Raw genomic sequence first — 22,450 nt, forward strand, 5'->3', positions numbered from 1 at the left:
GGGCTCAGCGTGCTTAGGCAAAAGAAGTTCGATCGGTCGGCGGTAGGGTGGGATTCGGTAGGCATAGTTTTTTCTCTTCCTGAGATCCTGCTTTCTCGTCCTAAGAAAGTTTCTCTCGTTGAGAACATGCCTCCGGCAGACCGGTGAGCAGCGCTGGCGAATAAAAAGTGTTAAGGGTGCGGCGATGAGTAATGGTGTTGGGCGTGCGTGCGGTGCGTACTAACTCTGTTTCGTGCTAACGGAGTCGTGTCTTTTCGGTTCGTTCGATCTGGATCGCGAGGCCGTCTTGGACGGTGATCACGACCTGGCCGAACTTCAGGCCCGTCAGCGCTTGCCGAACCTGCTGAAGAACCCATTGCAGGTGCTCTTCACGGTTGCGGGTCGCCGACGGGGCAGGCCGTTCGTTGTCTTGCGAGCCAGTGCCTTGAGGGCCTTGGGAAGCGGAGTCGTTCATGGGTACGGCTTTGCCGAAATCCTTTCTCGAACCCGATTCCGTGGTCGGCGATCTAGACACAGGGACGACTCCGGCATAATGTTCAGTAACATTATCAACATGCTTTCCAGACGGACTGTTACAATGCGAACCCCGTGCCAATTTGCGAACACGTGTTTTTCACGTGCTTTTTGGAGAGCCATTAGCGATCATAACGAAGACCCACTCAGATCCGTTAAATAACACGGGTTTTCAGTTTCCTGACCTAGACACCCAGCGAATCCCACGGACGCAAGCATGGAACGCTTTGCCCCTTTTCTTCTCAGCGTTTGGCGCGAAGCCTGCCGGCATATCGAAATCGGCGAGGCGGTGGCGCAATCCGCCCCGACGCTTTTTCAACGCACGCCGATCAATCTCGTGCTGATCCGCCGCTTCGATGCGGAACGACACACGCTCGAAACGATCGCCACCGGGGTTTGCCGCCCGTGCTCGCCACCGCAGCAACATCGGCATCCGTTGACCGAACAACAATTCGCCGCCGTGCTCGCGTGGTGCGCTCGCAACACGCTGCTGCACGGCGATGCGCGGCGTCTCGACGAACTCCCCGCCGGCGTGCTGCCGGAAGATCTGGAAGGGGAGGTGATCATCGGTCCGTTGAACGCCGAGCATGGCCCGGTCGGTCTCGCGATCTTCGCGACGCAAGCGCCGCGGCATTTTCAAGACCGGCATCTCGAGATCGTGCAGCACTTGCTCGAACCTTTCACGGCTTGGATCGAAAACGATCGTCGTCAGCGCGAGCTGCGCGTGCTCCGCGAAGCGGCCGAGGCCGACAATCGGACCCTCCTCTCGAAGCTCGGACGGGCCGGCATCACCGACAAGATCGTCGGCGAAAACACCGGCTTGCGCGAAGCGATGCAGCGTGTGGAACAGGTCGCGCGCACCGACGTTCCGGTCTTGATTCTCGGCGAGTCGGGCTCCGGTAAAGAGGTCGTCGCCCGCGCGATTCACGAACGCTCGAATCGTGTGAAAGGGCCGTTTTTACGGGTCAATTGCGGTGCCATCTCCCCCGACTTGATCGACTCGGAATTGTTCGGACACGAGAAAGGAAGCTTTACCGGTGCGGCAGGCCAACGCAAAGGTTGGTTCGAGCGAGCCGACGGCGGCACGCTCCTGCTCGATGAGTGCGGCGAGCTGACGCCCGGCGCGCAAGTGCGGCTGCTTCGCGTGTTGCAAGACGGCACGTTCGAGCGCGTCGGCGGCGAGTCGCAGGTTACCGTGAACGTCCGGATCATCGCGGCTACGCATCGCAACTTGGAAGCGATGACGAAAGACGGCAGCTTCCGCCAAGACCTGTGGTATCGGCTGTCGGTGTTTCCGATGCGGCTGCCGGCGTTACGAGAGCGCAAGACCGATATCGCGTCGATGGCGGCGCACTTTGCGCAGCGCTCGGCCCAGCGCCTCGGCATGCCGCTGCTGGCTTTGGAGCACGACGACATCGAGCGGTTGATCGCGTACCCCTGGCCGGGGAATGTTCGCGAGCTGGCCGCGGTGATCGAGCGAGCCGTGATCCTCGGCGAAGGGCGGCGCATCGACGTCGCGAAGGCGCTCGGGAATCAGCCGACGCTACCCGATCGGTCGTTGCCGGTAGTCGTGGAATCGCCGGAAGCGTCGCAAACGTATCCCTCCGTGCCGGCACTGAACGGCAGCAAGTTTCCGACTTTAGACGAGGCGATGGCTTTGCATATCGAAGCGGCTTTGATAAGAACCCAGGGTCGGATCGAAGGGCCATTCGGAGCGGCACGGATTTTGCGGATAAATCCGCACACACTACGGGGGCGAATGCGAAATCTCGGGCTCGACTGGCAGCGGTTTCGCAACCCTCGCGACGGACTTTAATTCGCTCCCTTGAGCTTTTCGACGCTCTGAGCCCTTCGACCACCGATGTCGAACGGGCGCATTGTTGCGTTGTGCAACTCTCTTGTCGAAAACAATTTACGCCAAAATCGTCAAGCTAGAAATCAATCATTACGATAACGATCAACATAGTTATCTAACCACTCACTCTTCTTTGTATTACGCCTTCCGTTAAAAGGGTCTCTTCGATGTCAACCGGTTCGAGTCTTCTTAGCCTCTCGCGTCGTTCCCTGCTTTCGCTGGCCGGAGTGAGCTTCGTCGGCATGGCACTCTGCGGTTGCAGCGACTCGAAAACTACGCCGAGTGGCTCCGCCGGGGGCTCGGCCGCGAAGAAGGAAATCGAACTACTGAACGTGTCGTACGACCCGACGCGTGAACTTTGGAAGCAGATCAACGAAGCGTTCATCCCGAAATATGAGAAGGACAGCGGCAAGAAGCTGTCGATCAAGCAATCGCACGGCGGCTCGTCGAGCCAAGCTCGTTCCGTGATCGACGGCCTCGACGCCGATGTCGTCACGCTCGCCATCTGGCCCGACGTCGATCAGATCCGCAAGGCCGGCCTGATCGCCGAGGGTTGGGAAAAGCGACTCCCGAATCACTCGCTGCCGTACACGTCGACGATCGTTTTCGTGGTCCGCAAGGGAAACCCGAAGGGGATCAAAGACTGGGCCGATCTGATTCGTCCGGACGTGAAGGTCATCACGCCGAGCCCGAAGACCTCGGGCAACGGGAAGCTGAGCTTCATCGGAGCTTGGGGTTCGGTCACGACACGAGGCGGAAGCGCCGAAGACGCGCAGAAGTTCGTCAGCGCGCTCTATAAGAACGTGCCGGTTCTCGACTCGGGAGCTCGCGGCGCCACGGTCACGTTCGCGCAACGAGGCATCGGCGACGTCCACCTGACTTGGGAAAACGAAGCCCATTACGAAATCGCCGAAGCGAAGGGGGAACTCGAAATCATCAATCCGCCGGTGAGCGTGCTCGCCGAGCCGACCGTAGCTTGGGTCGATGCCAACGTCAAGAAGAAGGGAACGGCCGACATCGCCAAGGCCTATCTCGAATTCCTCTACACGCCGGAAGGCCAAGAGATCATCGCGAAGAACTACTATCGCCCTTCCGACAAAGAAGTGTTGCTGAAGCACGCGAAGTCTTTCCATCCGATCGAACTCTTCACGGTGGAGAAGGTCGCCGGCAGTTGGGATAAGGCGCAAGCCGAGTTCTTCGGCGAAGGAGCCGTCTTCGACAAGATCTATACTCCTGCGGCTAAGTAAATGCCTCGACCGCATCCTCCTCGCAACCGTACCAGCGGAGCGTCGTTATGAGTCGTCGAGTCCTACCGGGATTCGGGGCGAGCTTAGGGTTCACGCTGACCTATCTCGGCGTGCTCCTGATCATCCCGTTGATCGCCTGTTTGATAAAAGTCAGCAGTCTGACTGCCGGCGAGTTTTGGGCGGCCGTGTGGACCGAGCGTACCCGCGCCGCCTATAGCTTCACATTCACGGCCTCGCTGCTTTCGGCGGTGGCGAGCGTCGTGCTGGGAATGCTCGTCGCGTGGGTGCTTGTGCGCTACGAGTTCTTCGGCAAGCAAGTGATCGACTCGCTGATCGACTTGCCGTTCGCGCTGCCGACGGCCGTCGCGGGCCTCGTGTATTCGAGCCTGTACGTCGAGAAGGGTTGGCTCGGCCAGTATTTGGTTCCGCTAGGAATCAAGGCCGCGTATACGCCGCTCGCCGTGGTCGTCGTGCTGACGTTCATCGGCTTGCCGTTCGTCGTCCGCGCGATTCAGCCGGTGCTGGAAACGATCGACGCCGACACGGAAGAAGCGGCCCACTTGCTCGGCGCCACCCGTTGGCAGACGTTCTATCGCATCATCTTGCCGACGTTGCTGCCGGCCGCGACGACCGGCTTCGCCCTGTCGTTCGCTCGCGCGTTGGGTGAATACGGCTCCGTGGTCTTCGTGTCGGGCAACCTGCCGTTCCAAACGGAAATCGCGCCGGTGCTGATCGTGGCCCGCCTCGAACAAGCGAAGTATGCCGAAGCGACGGCGATCGCCGTGATGTTGCTCGCCATCTCCTTCGCGATGCTGGTGTTGATCAATTTGCTTGAGCGTTGGAACAACCGCCATGCAAACTAAAAACCCCACAGCCCCGAACCCGATCGCCGCAACGACTAAGCCTTCGCCGGCGGTTGCGCCGGCGCCCGCGACCTTGCCGCGCAGCTCGCCGGTTCGCGATTCGACCGCGCGACACGATCCGCTCTGGGTCCGCATCCTGCTCATCGGCAGCGCGCTGGCCGTCGTCGGGGTGCTGATCGTGATTCCGGTCATCAGCGTGTTCTATCAAGCGTTCGCCGATGGTTGGTCGGTGTACTGGAAGAACCTCACGCAAGATCCCGACACGACGCACGCGATCTTCCTTACGCTCATGGTCGCGCCGGTCGCCGTCGTCGCGAACGTCATCTTCGGTGTCGCCGCGGCTTGGGCGATCGCGCGGTTTCGCTTTCCGGGCCGCACGCTCCTCACCGCGATGATCGACTTGCCGTTCTCGGTCTCGCCGATCGTCGCCGGCTTGATGATCTTGCTGATCTTCGGACGCACCGGCTTCCTCGGGCCGTTCCTCATGGAGCACGACATCAAGATCGCGTTCGCCGTGCCGGGGCTGATCCTCGCGACGACGTTCGTGACGATGCCGTTCGTCGTGCGGGAACTGCTCCCCGTGATGGAGGCGATCGGCAGCGAAGAAGAAACCGCCGCCGTGAGCCTGGGGGCCAACGGCTGGCAACTGTTTTGGCGCGTGACCGTGCCGAATATCAAATGGGGCTTGCTCTACGGCATCATCCTTTGCAATGCCCGCGCGATGGGTGAGTTCGGCGCCGTGTACGTCGTGTCGGGCCATATCGCCGGCCGGACCGATACGATGCCGTTGCGGGTTGAAAAACTGTTTCAAGAATCCAACAATCCGGGCTCGTTCGCCGTCGCCTCGGTGCTGACGCTCTTGGCCTTAGTCACGCTCACGATCAAAGTCGTTCTCGAACGAAAAACCAAACGCGATTTGGCCGAAGCGGCCGAAATGCGCAACGTAGGGGGAGAAGCATGAGCATCCGAATTTCCAACGTCGGCAAACGCTTCGGCAATTTCACCGCGCTCGAGAACGTCTCGCTCGACATCACCAACGGCTCGCTTCTCGCCTTGCTCGGGCCCTCGGGCTCCGGCAAGACCACGCTGCTGCGCATCATCGCCGGGCTCGAATCGGCCGACGGCGGCACGGTGCTCTATCACGACGAAGACGTCACACATCGCTCGGCTCGCGATCGCAACGTCGGCTTCGTGTTTCAACACTACGCTCTCTTCCGCCACATGAGCGTGTTCGAGAACATCGCGTTCGGCCTGCGCGTGCGCAAGACCCCGAAGGCCGAGATCACGCGCCGGGTCGACGAGCTCATTCATCTCGTTCGGCTCAGCGGCATGGAACGTCGTTTCCCTTCGCAACTGTCGGGAGGCCAGCGGCAGCGCGTGGCGCTCGCGCGTGCGCTAGCGATCCGTCCGCAAGTGCTGCTGCTCGACGAGCCGTTCGGCGCGCTCGATGCCAAGGTGCGGCAAGAGCTTCGCCAATGGCTTCGTCGCCTGCACGACGAGATCGGCATGACGAGCGTCTTCGTGACACATGACCAAGAAGAAGCGTTCGAGGTCGCCGACAAGGTCGTGGTGATGAACAAAGGCAAAGTCGAGCAAGTCGGCACGCCGCGCGAAGTGTTCGATCATCCGGCGAACCCGTTCGTGATGGACTTCCTGGGCAACGTCAACGTCTTCAGCGGGCGTGTGCAAAACGGCAAGGCCTCGTGGGGAGGAATGGAAGTCGAGTATCCCGACTATCCGCACGGCGAATCGCGCGAAGCGACGGTTTACGTCCGACCGCACGAGCTCGACATCGAGCGCTACGCGGTGAGCGAGAAGGCAATTCGGATCACGGTCGAGCGCGTGAATCCGACCGGTTCCGTCGCGAAGGTCTACGGCGTGTCGCTCGACTACGGCTCGTCGGTGCATGTCGAGCTGACGCCCGACCGCTACGCCGAGTTGAATCTCCAAGAGGGCGAGATCGTGTTCGTGGCCCCGCGCCGCGTGCGCGTGTTCCTGCCGGAATACAGCATCTAGCACTGCCGGCGGCATTGCGTAACTTCGCCGACCGTTAAGGTCGCTGCGCATATTCTTCTAAGCCGCAACATCTTGTTGCCTAGGGCTTTGCGCACCCAGTTGCGCAAGAAATCGGTCGCGACAATTTCAGCATTTATGGCGATTTTTCCCCTTCTAACGTGCCTGAAATGACGATTCCAACGAATACGAGAGCATAGCTCGGCGCAAGGAAGCGTCGGCATGCGATCCGGGGCGCGGACGCGAGTTCGCCGTATTCACCAAGGAGGGCAGGTCATGGGAGGCCAGTTCCCTCGCCGCAGTTCAACTGCGGCGAGTCGACGACTGCGATCTTTCCACCGACGGCAAATCAGCCGAGGTCTTCTTTTCATTACGTTTATCTCGACGGTCGCCGCCGTCGTTCCAGGCCAAGCCCAAACGCAGGCCCTTTCGTCCGCTTCCGAGTCTGCAGTCGTCGATCCATTCCTCGCGCAGCAATCGGCCTCCGCGCCGGCGACCATGCCGCCGCTGCCGGTGCCGCAATACGCGCAGCCGCCGGTCGAGCCGAAGTTAGAAGAGGTCGCGAACCGCGTGGCGCCGACGGCTCCCGCTCGGCCGATCTTCTTCGCCGCGCCGCAAGATGGGCCGACGATCGCCAACGACGGCCCGGTCGATCTCGCAGCGTACGTCGCCCCGCCGCCGGTCCCGACGCCCGGCAGCCCGGAAGACTACATCAAGAAACTCGAAGCGCGCTTGGGCGACGTCGAAGGTCGCCTGAAGAAGCGCGACGAAGCCGATAAGACGGCAGCCGCCAAGAAAGCTTCCGAAGAGTATCCTTCGTGGAAGATCACCGGCTTCACCCAGCTCGACGGTTGCTGGTTCGATCAAGATCCGAACAGCATCGCCACGGTCGGCAACGGCCAAGACGGCATCGGCTTCCGCCGCGCACGTTTCGCGGTCGTCGGCAAGGTCGCCGAATTCACCAACTACATGTTCGAGTTCGACTTCGCCACGGCCGGCCACCCGAGTTTCTTCGACGTCTGGGTCGAGCAAGGCAACTTGCCGCTGCTCGGCACAGTGCGCGGCGGGCAATACTGCCAACCATTCAGCGTCGACGCTTTGACCGGCTTCCGCAACCTGACGTTTCTCGAACGGTCGTTGCCGTTCCTTTCGTTCGTGCCGTTCCGACGCGTCGGCGTGATGAGCTACAACTCGAACGAAGATCAAACGACGACTTGGGCCGCGAGCGTGTTCAAAACCGGCGGCTTCAACAACGCCCCGCTCGGCGACGACCGCTTCGCGACCGACATCGGCGATTCGGGCGGCTATTCGTTCTCGTCGCGTGCCACGCACTTGCTCTACTACGATGAGCATGCCGGCGATCGCTATCTCTGGACGATCGGTTCTTCGTACGACTTCAGCCGACTCTCGGCCAATACGGCGGCCGGCAGCAACTCGAACATTCCTTACTATCAAGCCCGTACGACGCCGGAATTCGGACCGATCGGCAACACCGAGACTTCGCAAGCCTTCGGGCAAGCGTTTGCCTCGACGCCGATCTTCGCCGATACCGGTCGGTATCGCGCCGACAACTTCCAGATCTACGGTTTGGAAACGGTTTATCAGGCCGGGCCGCTCGGGTTCACGTCCGAATTCATGGCGACGCTCGTCGACAGCTCGCGAGGTTCGGTCTTCTATCACGGTGCTTACGCTCAAGTGGCGTATCGCCTCACCGGCGAACATCGCGTGTTCGACAAGAAGACCGCGACGCTCGGCAAGATCATTCCGTACTCCGACTTCTTCTCGCTGACGAAAGGTCAGCGCGGAATTCACGGCTGGGGTGCTTGGGAAATCGCGGCTCGTTGGTCGTATGTCGATCTCAATAACCCGTCGAAGCTCAACGGCACGTATCTTCCCGCCCCGCAAAGCGGAAGCACCACGGCCGCCTCGAACGGCAACGGCGCCGGTTTGCTCCAAGATTCAACCGTCGGCCTCACGTGGTTTCTCAATACCTACACGAAGGTTCAGTTCAACTGGATCCACGCGATGCTCGACAACCAAGTGCGCGGCAACAGCGCCGCCGACTTGTTCGTGACGCGATTGCAAGTCGACTTCTGATCCGAAAAAGAGTTCGCCGCTACGATCTCGCAACGGCCGGCCTTCACGCATCTGGCGATGAAGGCCGGCCGCTTGCGTTGACGAGCGGGAAGCAAATGCTAGACCCGCTCCGCAGGCGACCGCATAATACGTCTCCGCAGTTCGCGCCATCCGCGCTCTCACGCCGAGGAGACCCCGCCCATGCCTCGCTTCTTGTCTTGCGCCGTTCTCATTGGTTTGCACTTGATGCCGCTCTTGGCGACGACCCCGGCCGCGGCTCAGGTCGCTTCTCAGGCCGTCGCCGCGAAAGACGATGTGTGGTCGAAAGTCGCGCCGCATTGCCGGCCGCCGCAGGAATACGTGGGCGACCTCGGCAACTACCGCTCGCCGCTCGAGCGCGACGACGGCACACGCGTCGCCTCCGCCGCCGAGTGGCCGGCGCGGCGCGGCGAGATCGAAGCGAAGTGGTGGAAGCTGCTCGGCGGCAAACCGGAGCCGATCGCGAAGCCGAAGGTCGAGTATCTCGACAAGGAACGCCGCGAGAACTTCACGCAGCAACACGTCCATGTCGAGGTCGGCCCGAACGGTCGGATGGCCGACGGCTATCTGCTGACCCCCGACGGCACGGGCCCCTTCCCTGCCGTTTTCATTCCGTTCTACGAACCGCAATCGAGCATCGGCCTCGGCAAGCCCGACACGCTCGGCGCGATCGACTTCGGCGTGCAGCTCACGCGGCGCGGGTTCGTCACGCTTTCGATCGCCACGCCCGGCACGCTCGCCGAGCCGCAGGCGGATGTTCGGAAGCTGCTCGTCGATATCGGCAACCAGCTCAAGCTGCAACCGCTCGGCTATCTCGCCTCGGTCGCCGCGAACTGCCATACGGCACTCGCGCAGTTGCCGAACGTCGACCCGCAACGGATCGGCATCGTCGGCCATTCGTACGGCGGCAAGTGGTCGATGTTCGGCTCCTGTCTCGACGCGCGTTATGCCTGCGCCGTGTGGGTCGATCCGGGCATCGTGTTCGACGAAACCAACGGCAACGTCAACTATTGGGAACCGTGGTACCTCGGTTGGGACGGAGGACCGCAACGCCCGCGCGGCATCCCGACGGCCGAGAAGCCGCGGACGGGCCTTTATAAACAGCTCTACGAAAACAACAGCCGCGAAATGCTCGAGCTCCACGCCCTGATGGCCGGCCGCCCGATGCTCGACTCCGGCGGCAGCGAAGACCCGCCGAAAAACTGGCGCGCGTTGAACCACTTGATCGCGGTGAACAAACTACTCGGCAAAGAAAACCTAGCCGCGATGACGAACCGCCCGCTGCATAGACCGACCCCGGAAGCCGCGGCCGTGATCTATGCGTTTTTCGAGCATCACTTGAAGAAGTGAGGGGCGGGCGTGCTTGGTTCGTCGTGCTTAGTTCTTAGTTCGTCGTTGACTACGATGCCGGAAGTCGCGTAGCGACGGCCTCGACGGTAGCCGTGGATTTCAATCCACGGAAGCTCGATAACGCGAAGCCGATTCGCAATCAATCTCCGAGGCGAGCGGCCGGTGTGAACCGACCGTTGGGAGCGCGATCGACATCGCCACATCAACCGGCATTCACAATCATCGAGTGACATCACGAAGCGTCTTGGCAGGTTCAACGGGGGCATGACTGCCCCTGCTCGCCAGGAGGAAGGAGCAATCCGGCGTTTACTCCCCGCTCTCGCTCTTCTTCACTCCGCTCGGGCCGTAGCTGGTTACCGTGCCCCAGGCGATCTCTTGCAACATTCGTTGCAGCTTCGCGGAGTTCGGGTCTTTCTGGTTGATGAAGGTCTTCAAGCCGACCGGGCTCCGGCCGTAGATCACGGCGTAGTTCACGTAGCAGCAGAGCGCGATGACCGGCATCGTGGCGTGGCCGATCGGGTCGGTGAATAACTCCGATTGCTTCTTGATGCCGGGAGCTTCGCCGGCGATTACCTTCTCGCGCAGCCGCACGACGGCCGTGCCGACCGGCGCGAGCGCGACGACTTCTCGTTGGTGCTTGGCGTTGATATCGGACACCTGCTTTTCGAGGATCGCGTAGAAGACGTCAAGCAGGTGCGCGATGTCGGCCGGGGTTTTCGTGTCGCGCTGCAGATTGTCGGTGATGCGCGGCTTGATGCCGTCGCTGTCGTAGGCGGCCCACGAGAGTTGCACGACGACGCGCGTCTCCGGGTTGTGCTTCAACGCCAACTCCGTGAACTTGTCGATCGCGGCGTCGGGCACGAACCAATTCGGGGCGAGAGTCAGCACATCGACCTTGCCTGCCGTGAGGGCTTCCTTCACTTGGTTCTTCTCGTCGGGAAGGTACCAATGCTGCGTGACGCTCGACCCGCCAAGCATCTGCGCACCGACCGTTTGATGTCCGACGAGCCCGGCCTCGCGGGCCATCTCGGTGATGTGGCGAGCCAGGAAGACATGAAAACTATGCCCGCAGACGAAGACGCGAAGCCCCGCATCATGCTTCGCGGAATCTTGTTTCGCGGCAGCTTGGTTCGCGGCAGCTTGGTTCGCGGCCGGCGCCGGCTTCGTAGCCGTCGACTGCCCGTACGCCGGCGTGCCTAAGACGAGCGCGCAGACCACGACCCAACGGAATCGCAACATAGGGAACTCCTCAACCGCAAAAAAAGAACTTCTTCCCCTTAGCGTGACGAAGCCCTGCTTCCGACGCAAGACGAAGCCCGAGCCGGGAAAGTAGCAGGCACGTTCCACGTGCCGTAGCCACAAGCGTCGTTCTCTCACGAAGCCGTATTGCGCTCGTAAGTCTTGTAGGCGGACGGCACGTGGAACGTGCCTGCTACTTTGCCTGCTGGCATTCCGGTCGGCGCGAAGTTACGATACGCCGACTGAATTCACCTGCGCCGATGCTCGTTTCAGCCCTTCCCTGCCGCCACTTTCTCCCGCTTGGAGATTCTCCGATGTCGCACGTTCTTCGTCGTCTTGGGCTCGCCGTTTTCTTCGCTTGCGGCTTCGTCGCGGCAAGCCATGTACCCGTCGGCGCCGCAGACAAACCGGCGAGCGATGCGAAGAGCGCGACGCCGCCGGACGCGCGGCTCGGCCCTCTCAAGGATCTCGACGGCTACTTTCCGTTCACCGTGCCGACCTCGACGGAGACATGGCAGAAGCGGGCCGACTTCGTGCGCAAGCAAGTCGCGGTCTCGCAAGGGATCTGGCCGATGCCGACGAAGACGCCGCTCAATGCGGTCGTAAATCCGCCGCTCGACCGCGACGGCTACACCGTCTCCGGCGTCTTCTTCGAGAGCGTGCCTGGGCATTATGTGTGCGGCAGCTTGTATCGTCCGAAAGGTTTCACCGGGAAGCGGCCCGTCGTGCTTTGTCCGCACGGACATTGGAAAGACGCCCGCTTCCACGACGCCGGCGAAGCGGTCGTCTCGCAGCAAATCAAGACGGGTGCGGAGAAGTATCAAAACGCCGGCCGGTTCTTCCTGCAATCGAAATGTGCCCACCTTGCGAAGCTCGGTTGCATTGTCTTCATCTACGACATGGAAGGCTACTCCGACGCGACGCAACTTTCGTTCGACCTCGGCCATCGCTACGGCACCAAGCGGCCCGAGATGGAGACGCCCGAAAACTGGGGCTTATACAGTCCGCAAGCCGAGAGCCGGTTGCAATCGCTGATGGGTCTGCAAACGTGGAACTCGGTCCGAGTGCTCGACTTCCTCACCGGGCTGGACGACGTCGACGCGACGCGCATCGGCGTGACCGGCGCCAGCGGCGGCGGCACGCAGACGTTTCTCCTCGCGGCCGTCGATCCGCGACCGACCGTGATCGTGCCGGCCGTCATGGTGTCGACCGCGATGCAAGGGGGCTGCACCTGCGAAAACTCCTGCTTGCTGCGCGTCGAGACCGGCAACATCGAACTCGCCGGCGTCTTTGCGCCCCGCCCGATGGCCGTGATCGCCGCCAACGATTGGACGCGCGAGATCATGACCAAGGGCTATCCCGAGCTGAAAGGGCTCTACAAGCTCACCGGCGCGGAAGCGAATTTCGAGGCGTTTCCCTACATTCAATTTCCGCACAACTACAACTACGTCAGCCGGGCCGCGATGTACGGCTTCTTCAACAAGCATCTGAAGCTCGAAGCGAAAGAACCGATCGTCGAAGGAGATATCGAACCGCTGACGGTCGAGCAACTCACGGTCTGGTCGAAGGAACATCCGAAGCCGGCCGGCGGCGACGCACACGAGCGCGATCTGTTGCGCAAGCTCACGGCCGACTCCGACCAGCAAATCGCAGCGCTCACGCCGAAGGACGCGGCCTCGCTCGCGAAGTACCGCGAAGTCGTCGGCGGAGCGGTCGATGTGATCATCGGCCGGCGTTTGAGCGACATCGGCAAGATCGACCAAGAGAATCTGCTGGAAGAAGATCGAGGCGACTACCTCGAATATCGCTGCCTCCTCTCCGACAAAGCCCGCGGCGAGACGGTCGTCGCAAGTTACTATTATCCTAAGAAGTGGAACAAGCAGGTCGTCGTTTGGGCCGACGGCAAGGGAACCGCCGGCCTCACGGAGAAAGACGGCAAGGCGAGCGTGATGGTCGAAACACTCGTCGCACTCGGGTACGCCGTCGCGGGGCTCGATCCGCTCGGCATCGGCGAGCACACCAACTCCGACTTTCCGGCGAATGCCAATCGCCGCGTGAAGAACCCGCGCATGTTCGCGGGCTTCACCTACGGCTACAACCATCCGCTGTTCGCGCAGCGCGTACACGACATTCTCGCCGTCGTCGCGCATGCCCGAGCGCATAGCGAAGCCCCCACGGGAATCCACTTGATCGGTACGAACGGAGCGGGGCCATGGGTCGCCGCGGCGCTCGCGCAATGCGATGCCGGTACGATCGATTTCGCCGAGATCGAAACGGGAGGCTTCCGCTTCGACAAGCTTACAGATTATCTCGACGCGAACTTCCTGCCGGGCATCGTGAAGTACGGCGACTTGCCGGCGCTGATCGCGCTGGGAAGCCCCAAGAAATTGATCGTCCGGGGCGAGGCGAAGATCCCGGAACTCGTTCATGCCGCCCGAGCGGCCGGAACGCTGGAAGCGGCGACCGTCGGCACCGGGAAGGCTCCGGCTTTGAAAGAGGCCAAGTAACCGGCGACGGCATCGAACGACTCTCTAGCGGAGTGGCTCTTTCGCGGAGCGGCTCTTAGCGGTGCGCGCCGGAGGCCGCCGCTTCGACCTCGAGCGAAGCTTCGCTGATCGGCGCGAGCGGCAGCTTCGGCGTCGGCACGAAGCAACTGAGCATCGCCGGCAGAATGATCAGGTCGCCGATCAGAGCAGCGAAGATCGTGAGCACCGAAAGGCCCGAGAAGAGGCGCGTCGTCGGCATTTCGCTGATCTGCAAACTGCCGAAGCCGGCGATTAGCACGACCGAGGTCATGATCATCGCCGACCCGACGGCCCGATAGCTCCGAATGATCGCGGCGTCGACGTTGCCGTCGAGCCGGAGCTCGCGTTGGAAGCGGTTGATGAAATGGATCGTGTCGTCGACGGCGATGCCGAGGCAAATACTGAACACGATCACGCTCGTCATCTGCAACGGGCGACCGGTAAGCACGAGCACCGACGCCGTGACGACCATCGGAAACAGATTCGGCACGATGCTGATGAGCCCGAGCCGGAAGCTGCCGAAGCCGAGCGTCATCACGACGAAGATGATCGCCGCGGCCGACCCGAGGCTGGCAGCGAGGTCGGCAATCATCTGGTTCAGATTGCGCGAAGCGAGGACCGACGTACCGGTGAGATGAAAGTGTAGGCCGGGATGCTTGGCTTCCAGTGCGACGAGGCCGGTTCGCAGCGTGTCGAAAATTTCGAGATGTTCGTTGCTGCCGACTTCTTGTAGGCGCAGCCGAATGATCGCGCGGCGCAGCTCGTGACGCACGTAGAGCGCTACCGTCTCGTCGGGCACGAAGCGCAACTGTTCGGCTTGATTCTCCAGCGCCGTGCCGCGGCCGTCGGGTAGGGAACGAATCAGGCTCACGATCGAAATCGGATTGCGAACGTCGGGATGCGTCTCGGCGAATTTTTGCGCGTCGTCGATCGCTCGCAGAACCTCGCCGGAGTCGTGCGTGAGCGGCGCATCCCAATCGACGAGAATCATCGCCGAGGTCGATCCGCCGAAGCGCCGATCGAGTTCTTGGATCGCTTGAAACGAAGGCCGCGTCGTCGGCAACGCTTCGGTCGATTGGTTACTCGGCGTGAGCATGAACATCGAAATCGACATGAGCCCCGTCACCAAAATCCCGACCGTGGCGGTCGTTCGACGATGCGAGACGATCCAGCGCACGAGCGGCAAGAGCGCGGTCGCCAGTCGTTCCGGAAGATCGACTTCGGCCGACGATTGGACGTAGCGCCCGAGCTTCGTGCCGGAGAGGAGCGGCGTGGTCGCGAGCACGGCGACCAGCGCGAAGACGGCCCCGAGCCCGCAAATAACGCCGAACTTCTGAATGATTTCGATCTGTGCGACGGCGAGCGAACCGAACCCCACGGCCGTCGTCAAAGAGCAAAGCAAGCAAGCCAAGCCGAGATGCCGCAGCGCGTCGCGCGAGGCCTCGCGCGGAGGAACGCCGAGGGCCCGTTCGCGGCGAATGTCGATCATCAGATGCACGGCGTCGGTGAAGCCGACGACGAGCACGAGGGTCGGCAGCACCGTGGTGATGATGTTCATCTTCTCGCCGACGAGCCCCATCGCCCCGATCGTCCAAACCGCGCCTAAGAGCGCCGAGATGCAGACGATGAACACGGCCGAGACGCGACGAAACATCCAGGTAGCCATCGCGACCGCCAACAAACCGCCGACGCAAATGAACTTCGTACTCTCGCTTTGCACCGACTCGAAGATCTCGGAGCGGATCGGCGCGAGGCCGGTCAATCGGATCCGCAGCCCGCTCGTATGCTCCAACCGCGAGATCACGGCGTGCATCTCGGTGATGATGGGCGAGATCTTGCGGATCGGCAGATCGCCGCCGTTCAAGCGCGCCACGACGAGCGTAGCGCGGCCGTCTTCCGACATCAATTGCGCCGCGAGCGGATGAGCCAGAGCGCTGTTGCGCGCCTTGAGGCATTCCTCCGGCGTCGGCATCTCCCCTTTTTCGTTCAGGCTCGGCAGCAGCGAATAGGGCTTCGTCGGGACGGGACGCAGCAACGTGTTGAGGAATTTGCTTCCTTGCCGCTTCGGAAACGTCATGATGTCGGCCAAGCTCTGCACGCTCTCGACGCCGCGGATCTTGTTGACCTCGTCGATCAAGCGCCGTAGCGAAGCGACGTTGTTCGGCGTGTAGATGTCGTCGGCTTCGACGAGGAACACACAATCGACATCGTCGGCACCGAACTGATGAAACGCTTCTTCGAGCCGCGCAAAGTCGGTATCGTTCGAGCGAAACGTAGCGCGCGGAAGATCGTCGTACTCAAGCCGAGTGAGCCCGTACACGGCAATGAGGGTCGTCGCGGCGACGGCGAATGCCGTGAACCGACGATGGGCGTCGAACGTTTCCGATAACTGACGAAACACGGAACTCGAACTCCTCCGACCGGAACCGACGACTCGCTGCGAAACACGCCCGCGCGGCCGGAGCGCAAACGCCCCTCAGCCGCGACAAGTTTTCTATTCTAGGCAGCCGCGAGTGTGGAAAGCTGCTTGCAAATAGTTAATCTTTTCCGGCGGCGATCGGCTACGATCATCCGCCGCATCGCGTTGCTGCACCATGGTGGCGCACCGCAGGCTACCCGACCCCGAAAAGTACGTTCTTCATCGGCGAAAACCGGCAGCCGCGCTTACGCTCGGGCCCCGCGCCGCCGGAGAAATCCCGCTTTCCAGGCCGATTCGACACGTTGCACGATCTTTTCCGCCTCGGCCACGTAGAAATCTCGGGCTCAGGGAGCGCATGTTCATGAGGACCTCGGTTTCGGTTGGGCGGATCGTCGCAATCGTAGGGAGCATGGTCGTGGCGCAGGTCGTAGTCGGACAACCCGTTTGGGCGGACCCGCCGATGGTCGCCGTCGCGCCGGCCGCCCCGGCCGTCGATACCACGCTGGCCGATTACGTGCGCCAACCCGACGACCACTATCGCTGGAGCGTGCGCCGCCGCGGCAGCCAAGGTACGGGCCGTTTCGCCGAACTGATTCTGAGCTCGCAACGGTGGCACGGCGATCTGTGGCGTCATCAACTCTTCGTCTACCGACCAAAACAAGTTCTCGACCCGACGCGCGCCATTCTCGTCATCGGCGGAGGAAGCTGGAGCGACGAGCTCGCGAAGCCCGCCGCCGGCGATGAAAAACTCTCCGGCGAATTTCTCCTGCTGACGAATGTGGCCGATCGGCTCGGCATCGTCGTCGCGCTAGTGAAGCAGGTCCCGCATCAACCGATCTTCGACGAGCTTTATGAAGACGGCGCAATCTCGTACACGTTTCGTCAATTCATCACAACCGGCGACGCGACCTGGCCCCTGTTGTTGCCGATGGTGAAAAGCGCGACGCGGGCGATGGACGCCGTCGGCGAGTTCACTGCGCAAGAGTGGCCGGCAGAAGCCGGGCCGGCTCAGGCGGCTTCTGCGAAACCGATGAAGTTTACGCTCACCGGTGCCTCGAAGCGCGGTTGGACGACCTGGCTCACGGCGGCCGTCGATCCGCGCGTCGAAGCCCTTGCGCCGATGGTGATCGACATGCTCGACTTGAGCCGGCATTTGAAGTTACAAGTCGACTCTTGGGGAGGCTATTCCGAACAGCTCGTCGACTACACGCAACTCGGCATCCAGCTCCTCGTCGATACGCCGCTGGGCAAGAAGCTCTTGGAGATCGTCGATCCTTATCGGTATCTCTCGCGCATTCCGCAGCCGAAGCTCGTGCTGCTCGGCACGAACGATCGCTATTGGCCCCTCGAAGCGCTCAACCTGTATTGGGACGCGCTCCCAGGAGACAAGTACGTTTGCTACGTCCCGAACAACGGCCACGGACTCAACGACTTGGCCCGCGTCGTCGGCGGCATCGGGGCTTTGCAGCGCCATGCCGCAGGCCGGCTCAAACTGCCGAAGCTCGGTTGGGATTACACACCCACTGCCGAAGCGCTGGAGCTTGCGATTCGGAGCGATCGTCGGCCGGAGGAAGTCGTCGTGTGGCAAGCCACGAGCCTCACGCGCGACTTCCGCGACAGCGTGTGGACGAAACATCCGACCACCGAAAAAGAGGGGACGTATCGCTACCGTCTGCCAACGCCCACACGCGGCTGCACGGCGATCTTCGGCGAGGCTCGCTACGCCGATGAAGTGCTGCCGTACTACTTCTCCACGCAAGTCCGCGTCATCGGGTCGCCGGCAAAGCCGAAAGCGAAGTAAAGCCTCCGAGGCGAGCGGGGACAGTAATGTCCCCGTTGAACCTGCAAAGAAGCTTCGCGATCAACAAATCTTCGCAAGAGATTTCCATCGCGAAATCGACCGAGCTTCCAACGGCCGGTTCACACCGGCCGCTCGCCGGGAATGGCTCTTACTTGGCGGACTCCTTTTTCGGCTCTGGCTTCTTCGGCTCTTCCGGTTTCTTCGGGGCCGGTTGATCGGCTGGGCGGATCGTTAGTTTCGGCGTCGGGTCGTTCTTGCCGGCGAAGGTGTTCCATTCCGTTTGAAACGCCGCGGCGTCGCGCACATCTCCCTCGGCGACGACCCATTTGTAGCGGAGCTTCAACGGCTTCTCGGCCGTAGCGGTTGCTTTCGGGAACGCGCCGAAGCGGCCGTAGTCGCGATAGGCCGAGAATCGGGTGTCGCGCGGATTGTCGGGATGGTTCAAGATCGCGACGGTGAACGTCTTCCCTTCGACCGTAAACACCTCGGCAGCCCAAGCGAGATCGCGATCCTTCTTCGCGTCGATCCCGTCGCCCGGAAAGAGATAAACCGTTTGCTTGCCATCGATCTTTTCCGATGGGCGGAACTGCGCTCCCGCATGTTCGGGATCACCGTCGAGCGTCGCTTCGCCGGCAACCGGCCGGAGCGCGCTGGTCATTTCGATGCCGAGATAAAACGGCTTCGTCAGCGTGGTAAACGTGAACGTGCGCTCTTCCGTCAACAGCGGCGTTCCGGCTGCCGCTTCCCATTCGATCTCGGCCTTGAGCTCGGGCTTGTCCGTGTTGCTCGACACGGCGACTTTGCGCACGATCTGATCGCCGCCGGTCATGTGCCAGCGATCGAACTTCTTTCCGTCGACTTCGATCTTGTTGTAGCCGACGAAGATTCCGCGATGGTGCGGAAACGAACCGCCGGGCCCTTTCGTCAGCCGCGTGCCATCGGTCAGTGCGAAGACATGGAGATACGGCTTATACGTCTCCGCGCGGCGCTCGGGAGACGAAATATCGTGTGCGATCATGAACCGCGCCGCGAGCCGGCCGGCTTGCGTGAGATCGACGTGCTGGTGCGGCGTTTCGGTAAGGGCGAGCGTGTCGGCCGCCGAAGCGACTTCACCGTACGGAAAGAAACAGAGCCCGACGATAACGAGCGCGCGGCGAAGCGTAAGAGCCATGAGAGGTTCGTCCGTGGAGGAGCGTGCGAAGCGGAAACTCGCACTATCCTAACTCGGGCGATGCGCCGTCGAAAGTATCGATATAGCCGACGCTTGGTTCGGTCGGCCGCGGGTCGTTCTAGTGGCCCGAATGGTCGACGGCCGGCTTCGCTTTCGGCTCGGGCTCGTGTGCCACGGGCTCGCGCACCAGTTGCTGCTTCTTGTTCGCGACTGTCGTGGTTTGCTCCCGGTTTTTGTCGTAGTCATCGACATACTCATTGAGCATGATGACTTCGACGCGCGAGTTGCGCTTCCGCCACTGAGGGTCTTTCGTCGTCGCTTGCGGTTCGTAAGGACCGGCCTGGCTCAAGCGAAAGCGTTCCCGATCGATTCCCTTTTGTTCCAGGAAATTCATCACCGCCAAACAACGGTCGTAGCAGGTTTTCCAGGTCTCGTTCTTTTCGCCGCCGGCGGCTTGAGAACTTCGGACCACGTGCGCACGAATTTCGATCTTCGTTTGCCGGCCGATCATCAGCGGCAAGATGTCTTTCAGTCGGTCGCGAGCCGGCTCGTCGAGGTCGACGCTCTGCTCGCCGAACAACACCGATGCGCCGACGGTAGTTCCGGCGCCGCTTTGAATCATCGCGAGTGAAGGAACGCGCCCGCCGCCGTTCTTCTTCGAGTCGCTCCCCGATTTCGAGCGCGCTGCGCCCCCTTCCATGAACCCTTGGCCGCCGGTCATTAGGCCGGAGCCGGTCGGGTCGCGGAAGTAGCCGGCGATCGCTTCTTTCACCGGCTTGTTCTGCGCGACGATCCACATGACGAGAAAAAACGCCATCATCGCCGTCACGAAGTCGGCATACGCCACTTTCCAAGCTCCACCGCCGCCGCCTGCCATCGTGGATTTCCTTGAACTAAGTGAGCGCTATGGGAACGTGAGGAAAATCGAGAATCAAACGCAATGCTGCGTGCTTACGCGGCCGAGGCTTCTTTGAACAACGCATCGAGCTCTTCGCGGTTCGGCCGACGATCGGTCGCCACGCCGCGGCGCGCCATGTCGATCGCGACCTTCGGGTTGAGATCGTTGACGAAGCCCGTGATGATCGAAGCGATCGTGCGGAAGTAGGCCATCTCTTCGTGCCCGAGCATTTCCATTCGTCCGACCATCGGGCCGAAGAAGCCGTACGAGGCCAAAATTCCCAAGAAGGTTCCGACGAGAGCCGCACCGACTTTATGACCGATCTCTTCGACCGGGCCGTCGATCGCACCCATCGTGATGACGATACCCAACACCGCCGCGACGATGCCGAAGCCCGGCAAGGCGTCCGTCGTTTTCGAGAGCACCATGATCGGAGCGTGATGCTCGTCTTCAAGGCAACGCATTTCGGCGTCCATCAAAGCCGGCAACTGATCGGGCTTGGCCGTTCCTTCGACGACGGGAATCAACGCTCCGCAGATAAACTCCATCACATGATGATTGGCCGCGATCTTGGGATACTTATTGAAGATCGTGCTGTGGTGCGGGTCCGCGAGATGCGACTCGAGCGCGAGCAACCCTTCGCGGCGTGCGATCTGCATCAGGTCGAACATCATCTTAAACAGTTCCCCATACGCCGCTTTGTCGTAAGGAGAGCCTTTCAAGGAGTGGAGCACCCCTTTGAACAGATCGATAAGGATCTTTTTCGACGACATGATGACCATCGCACCGCCGGCGGCTCCGCCGATCGTCAAGATTTCCGCCGGATGAATCAGCGCGTGGATGTGCCCGCCCGAGAGGACGAAGCCCGCCAACACGCAGCCGATGACGATGATGCAACCACCGATGACGATCATAGAAGAACCCTAGAACTTGCAAAGCGATGAAAACACGAGGCCGGAAACGAGGCGACTAGAACTCCGCAACGGGAGCGCAAGCGCCGTTCGGCCCATAGGTATTTAGGTCGCGTTTGAGAAGGGAGCCCTGAATTCGTCGCCGTGGCTGCCGATACGCAGCGAGAAAGCACTCGCCGATCGGTTCCGGTTATGCCGAATGTACCGATTCATAAGGCACGGAGAAGCCAACGTTGCCCCTAACCGGCCGCAGTGTCGCGGCCGTGGGTCGCGACATGGCCGGCGGCTGCGACGACGCCGAGCCGTTTGTTCCCGCGGGCGCGTACGACTTCGCAATCGGCTAGGCTCGGGCCAAGCGTGCGCCGGCGAACTCGCTCGAGAAGCTGCTCGAAGAGCTCGGCCCGAGCGTCGAGCAGGCGCCCGTAAATGAAGAGCTTGCTGGGGTTGAAGATGTTGATCACCGCCGCTACGGCGACGGAAAGATAGTCGAGCACTTCGCCGAGCTCGCGCTCACACTCGATCGCTCCCGACTGCACGCCGGCGACGATCTCTTCGATCTCGATCGTGCGCCCGAGTCGCTCACCGACCGCGCCGCAGAGTGCGGAGTCGGTCGCTACGGTTTCCAAGCAGCCTCGGTTGCCGCAGCCGCAAGGCTTGCCGTCGAGTCGCACGGTGACATGTCCGAGCTCGCCGGCCAAACCGCTGCGACCTTGCAAGATCCGGCCTCCTTGCATCACGCCCAGACCGAGCCCTTCGCTGATGTCGAGCATCGCGAAGTCGGGCGTGTCGCGAGCTTCGCCGTAGACTTGCTCGGCCCAACAAAGCGCATGGCACTCTTGCAGCACGACGCAATCGATTTGCATCCGATCGCCTATGTCTTGGCCGAGGTTGCGACCGTCGAGCTGGTGCAAATTCGGCGAGACGATCGAAAGCCCTTCGCGACGATTCAACAAACCCGGCACGCTGATCCCCATGCCGAGCACGTTCCCTTTGCGCTTGCTCATCAAGTCGCGCGCATGGCGCACCGCAGTGCTGACGAGATCGGCATAGCGCTTCGGCGTAGCAAACGTCCGCACATCTTCCGCTTCGTCGATGCGGCCATCGAGCCCCGAGGCGACCAACTCGCAATGCGACTTACCGACGACCAAGCCCAACACGCTCACTCCATGACGCGCCAGGCGCACGATCTTCCCAGGCCGGCCGACGACGCGCTGTTGCGGCTCTTCTTCTTCCACGAGCTTCGCTTCGATCAACGCAGCCACGACGCGCGTGACCGTCGGGCCGCTGATACCGGTGTGGCGACAGATATCGGCCCGCGAGAGGGGGCCCCGCGATTGCAGCGCAGTGAGCACGCTTCGTTCGTTCAACTGTCGCAAGAGCGACGGCAAGACGCGCGAGGGGACGGTCTTCATGGGGAAAGAGCCCGCAGTGGGAGGGGAAGCCGAGGAAGTTTCGGAGCGCAGTTTTCTTGGATAAATCACTTGCATCTTAGCAAGCGACAGAATTATATTCAAACCTTTAGAAAATAAC

16 protein-coding genes are annotated in these 22,450 nt (G+C 61.6%); 9 read left to right on the top strand and 7 right to left on the bottom strand.

What is annotated here, in order from left to right; all coding sequences use genetic code 11:
• Positions 1–235 precede the first annotated feature (235 nt).
• On the bottom strand, positions 236–454 hold the full coding sequence (locus K8U03_22985; protein ID MCE9607764.1) for a YezD family protein: 219 nt from the start codon (positions 452–454) through the stop codon (positions 236–238).
• A gap of 276 nt (positions 455–730) precedes the next feature.
• Between K8U03_22985 and K8U03_22990 the strand changes: the two genes are divergently transcribed.
• The 7 genes from K8U03_22990 (at position 731) to K8U03_23020 (ending at position 9,956) form a co-directional block, all read left to right on the top strand.
• Complete coding sequence (locus K8U03_22990; GenBank protein MCE9607765.1) at positions 731–2,329, top strand: sigma-54 dependent transcriptional regulator; 1,599 nt, start codon at positions 731–733, stop codon at positions 2,327–2,329.
• Positions 2,330–2,535: 206 nt separating this feature from the next.
• On the top strand, positions 2,536–3,615 hold the full coding sequence (locus K8U03_22995; protein ID MCE9607766.1) for a sulfate ABC transporter substrate-binding protein: 1,080 nt from the start codon (positions 2,536–2,538) through the stop codon (positions 3,613–3,615).
• A 47-nt stretch (positions 3,616–3,662) separates the two neighbouring features.
• Complete coding sequence (gene cysT / locus K8U03_23000) at positions 3,663–4,478, top strand: sulfate ABC transporter permease subunit CysT (protein MCE9607767.1); 816 nt, start codon at positions 3,663–3,665, stop codon at positions 4,476–4,478.
• The gene (cysW, locus tag K8U03_23005) at positions 4,468–5,439 is read left to right on the top strand and encodes a sulfate ABC transporter permease subunit CysW (protein ID MCE9607768.1); all 972 of its coding nucleotides are present in this window, start codon (positions 4,468–4,470) and stop codon (positions 5,437–5,439) included. The genes cysT and cysW overlap by 11 nt, the downstream gene beginning before the upstream one ends.
• Positions 5,436–6,494, top strand: a complete 1,059-nt coding sequence (locus K8U03_23010; protein ID MCE9607769.1) for a sulfate/molybdate ABC transporter ATP-binding protein — start codon at positions 5,436–5,438, stop codon at positions 6,492–6,494. Before cysW ends, K8U03_23010 begins: the two co-directional genes overlap by 4 nt.
• A 273-nt stretch (positions 6,495–6,767) precedes the next feature.
• Positions 6,768–8,588 (top strand): hypothetical protein, encoded by a 1,821-nt coding sequence (locus tag K8U03_23015; GenBank protein ID MCE9607770.1) that lies wholly within the window; start codon positions 6,768–6,770, stop codon positions 8,586–8,588.
• A 225-nt stretch (positions 8,589–8,813) separates the two neighbouring features.
• A complete protein-coding gene (locus tag K8U03_23020; protein MCE9607771.1) occupies positions 8,814–9,956 on the top strand; it encodes a sialidase in 1,143 nt (380 codons plus the stop codon).
• A 306-nt stretch (positions 9,957–10,262) separates the two neighbouring features.
• Here K8U03_23020 and K8U03_23025 read toward each other — a convergent pair whose 3' ends face one another.
• Complete coding sequence (locus K8U03_23025) at positions 10,263–11,195, bottom strand: hypothetical protein (protein MCE9607772.1); 933 nt, start codon at positions 11,193–11,195, stop codon at positions 10,263–10,265.
• 314 nt (positions 11,196–11,509) lie between these two features.
• On the opposite strand from K8U03_23025, the gene K8U03_23030 reads away from it, so the two are divergent.
• Positions 11,510–13,702 carry an acetylxylan esterase gene (locus K8U03_23030; protein ID MCE9607773.1) on the top strand — a complete coding sequence of 731 codons (2,193 nt, stop codon included), beginning with the start codon at positions 11,510–11,512 and terminating at the stop codon, positions 13,700–13,702.
• Between the two features lie 55 nt (positions 13,703–13,757).
• On the opposite strand, the gene K8U03_23035 is transcribed toward K8U03_23030, so the two are convergent.
• Positions 13,758–16,121, bottom strand: coding sequence for an MMPL family transporter (locus tag K8U03_23035; GenBank protein ID MCE9607774.1), 2,364 nt, complete (start codon positions 16,119–16,121; stop codon positions 13,758–13,760).
• A 379-nt stretch (positions 16,122–16,500) separates the two neighbouring features.
• Here K8U03_23035 and K8U03_23040 point away from each other — a divergent pair, with 379 nt between their 5' ends.
• The gene (locus K8U03_23040) at positions 16,501–17,940 is read left to right on the top strand and encodes a PhoPQ-activated pathogenicity-related family protein (protein MCE9607775.1); all 1,440 of its coding nucleotides are present in this window, start codon (positions 16,501–16,503) and stop codon (positions 17,938–17,940) included.
• Positions 17,941–18,088: 148 nt separating this feature from the next.
• On the opposite strand, the gene K8U03_23045 is transcribed toward K8U03_23040, so the two are convergent.
• The 4 genes from K8U03_23045 to K8U03_23060 form a co-directional block, all read right to left on the bottom strand.
• On the bottom strand, positions 18,089–19,111 hold the full coding sequence (locus tag K8U03_23045) for a PmoA family protein (GenBank protein MCE9607776.1): 1,023 nt from the start codon (positions 19,109–19,111) through the stop codon (positions 18,089–18,091).
• A gap of 118 nt (positions 19,112–19,229) precedes the next feature.
• On the bottom strand, positions 19,230–19,988 hold the full coding sequence (locus K8U03_23050; protein MCE9607777.1) for an OmpA family protein: 759 nt from the start codon (positions 19,986–19,988) through the stop codon (positions 19,230–19,232).
• 74 nt (positions 19,989–20,062) lie between these two features.
• Positions 20,063–20,923: a flagellar motor stator protein MotA gene (gene motA / locus K8U03_23055; protein ID MCE9607778.1), complete on the bottom strand. Its 861-nt coding sequence runs from the start codon at positions 20,921–20,923 to the stop codon at positions 20,063–20,065.
• A 236-nt stretch (positions 20,924–21,159) separates the two neighbouring features.
• Complete coding sequence (locus K8U03_23060; protein ID MCE9607779.1) at positions 21,160–22,332, bottom strand: ROK family protein; 1,173 nt, start codon at positions 22,330–22,332, stop codon at positions 21,160–21,162.
• Positions 22,333–22,450: the final 118 nt, after the last annotated feature.

The sequence above is a fragment of the Planctomycetia bacterium genome (genome assembly GCA_021413845.1).
Classification (GTDB): Bacteria; Planctomycetota; Planctomycetia; order Pirellulales; family PNKZ01; genus PNKZ01.

Bases quoted from the DNA above. Each gene is read 5' to 3' on its own strand.
- K8U03_23045 (MCE9607776.1), bottom strand. From the start codon at position 19,111: ATGGCTCTTACGCTTCGCCGCGCGCTCGTTATCGTCGGGCTCTGTTTC.
- K8U03_23050 (MCE9607777.1), bottom strand. From the start codon at position 19,988: ATGGCAGGCGGCGGCGGTGGAGCTTGGAAAGTGGCGTATGCCGACTTC.
- K8U03_22995 (MCE9607766.1), top strand. From the start codon at position 2,536: ATGTCAACCGGTTCGAGTCTTCTTAGCCTCTCGCGTCGTTCCCTGCTT.
- cysT (MCE9607767.1), top strand. From the start codon at position 3,663: ATGAGTCGTCGAGTCCTACCGGGATTCGGGGCGAGCTTAGGGTTCACG.
- K8U03_22990 (MCE9607765.1), top strand. From the start codon at position 731: ATGGAACGCTTTGCCCCTTTTCTTCTCAGCGTTTGGCGCGAAGCCTGC.
- cysW (MCE9607768.1), top strand. From the start codon at position 4,468: ATGCAAACTAAAAACCCCACAGCCCCGAACCCGATCGCCGCAACGACT.
- K8U03_23020 (MCE9607771.1), top strand. From the start codon at position 8,814: ATGCCGCTCTTGGCGACGACCCCGGCCGCGGCTCAGGTCGCTTCTCAG.
- K8U03_23015 (MCE9607770.1), top strand. From the start codon at position 6,768: ATGGGAGGCCAGTTCCCTCGCCGCAGTTCAACTGCGGCGAGTCGACGA.
- motA (MCE9607778.1), bottom strand. From the start codon at position 20,923: ATGATCGTCATCGGTGGTTGCATCATCGTCATCGGCTGCGTGTTGGCG.
- K8U03_23040 (MCE9607775.1), top strand. From the start codon at position 16,501: ATGAGGACCTCGGTTTCGGTTGGGCGGATCGTCGCAATCGTAGGGAGC.
- K8U03_22985 (MCE9607764.1), bottom strand. From the start codon at position 454: ATGAACGACTCCGCTTCCCAAGGCCCTCAAGGCACTGGCTCGCAAGAC.
- K8U03_23010 (MCE9607769.1), top strand. From the start codon at position 5,436: ATGAGCATCCGAATTTCCAACGTCGGCAAACGCTTCGGCAATTTCACC.
- K8U03_23030 (MCE9607773.1), top strand. From the start codon at position 11,510: ATGTCGCACGTTCTTCGTCGTCTTGGGCTCGCCGTTTTCTTCGCTTGC.
- K8U03_23060 (MCE9607779.1), bottom strand. From the start codon at position 22,332: ATGAAGACCGTCCCCTCGCGCGTCTTGCCGTCGCTCTTGCGACAGTTG.
- K8U03_23025 (MCE9607772.1), bottom strand. From the start codon at position 11,195: ATGTTGCGATTCCGTTGGGTCGTGGTCTGCGCGCTCGTCTTAGGCACG.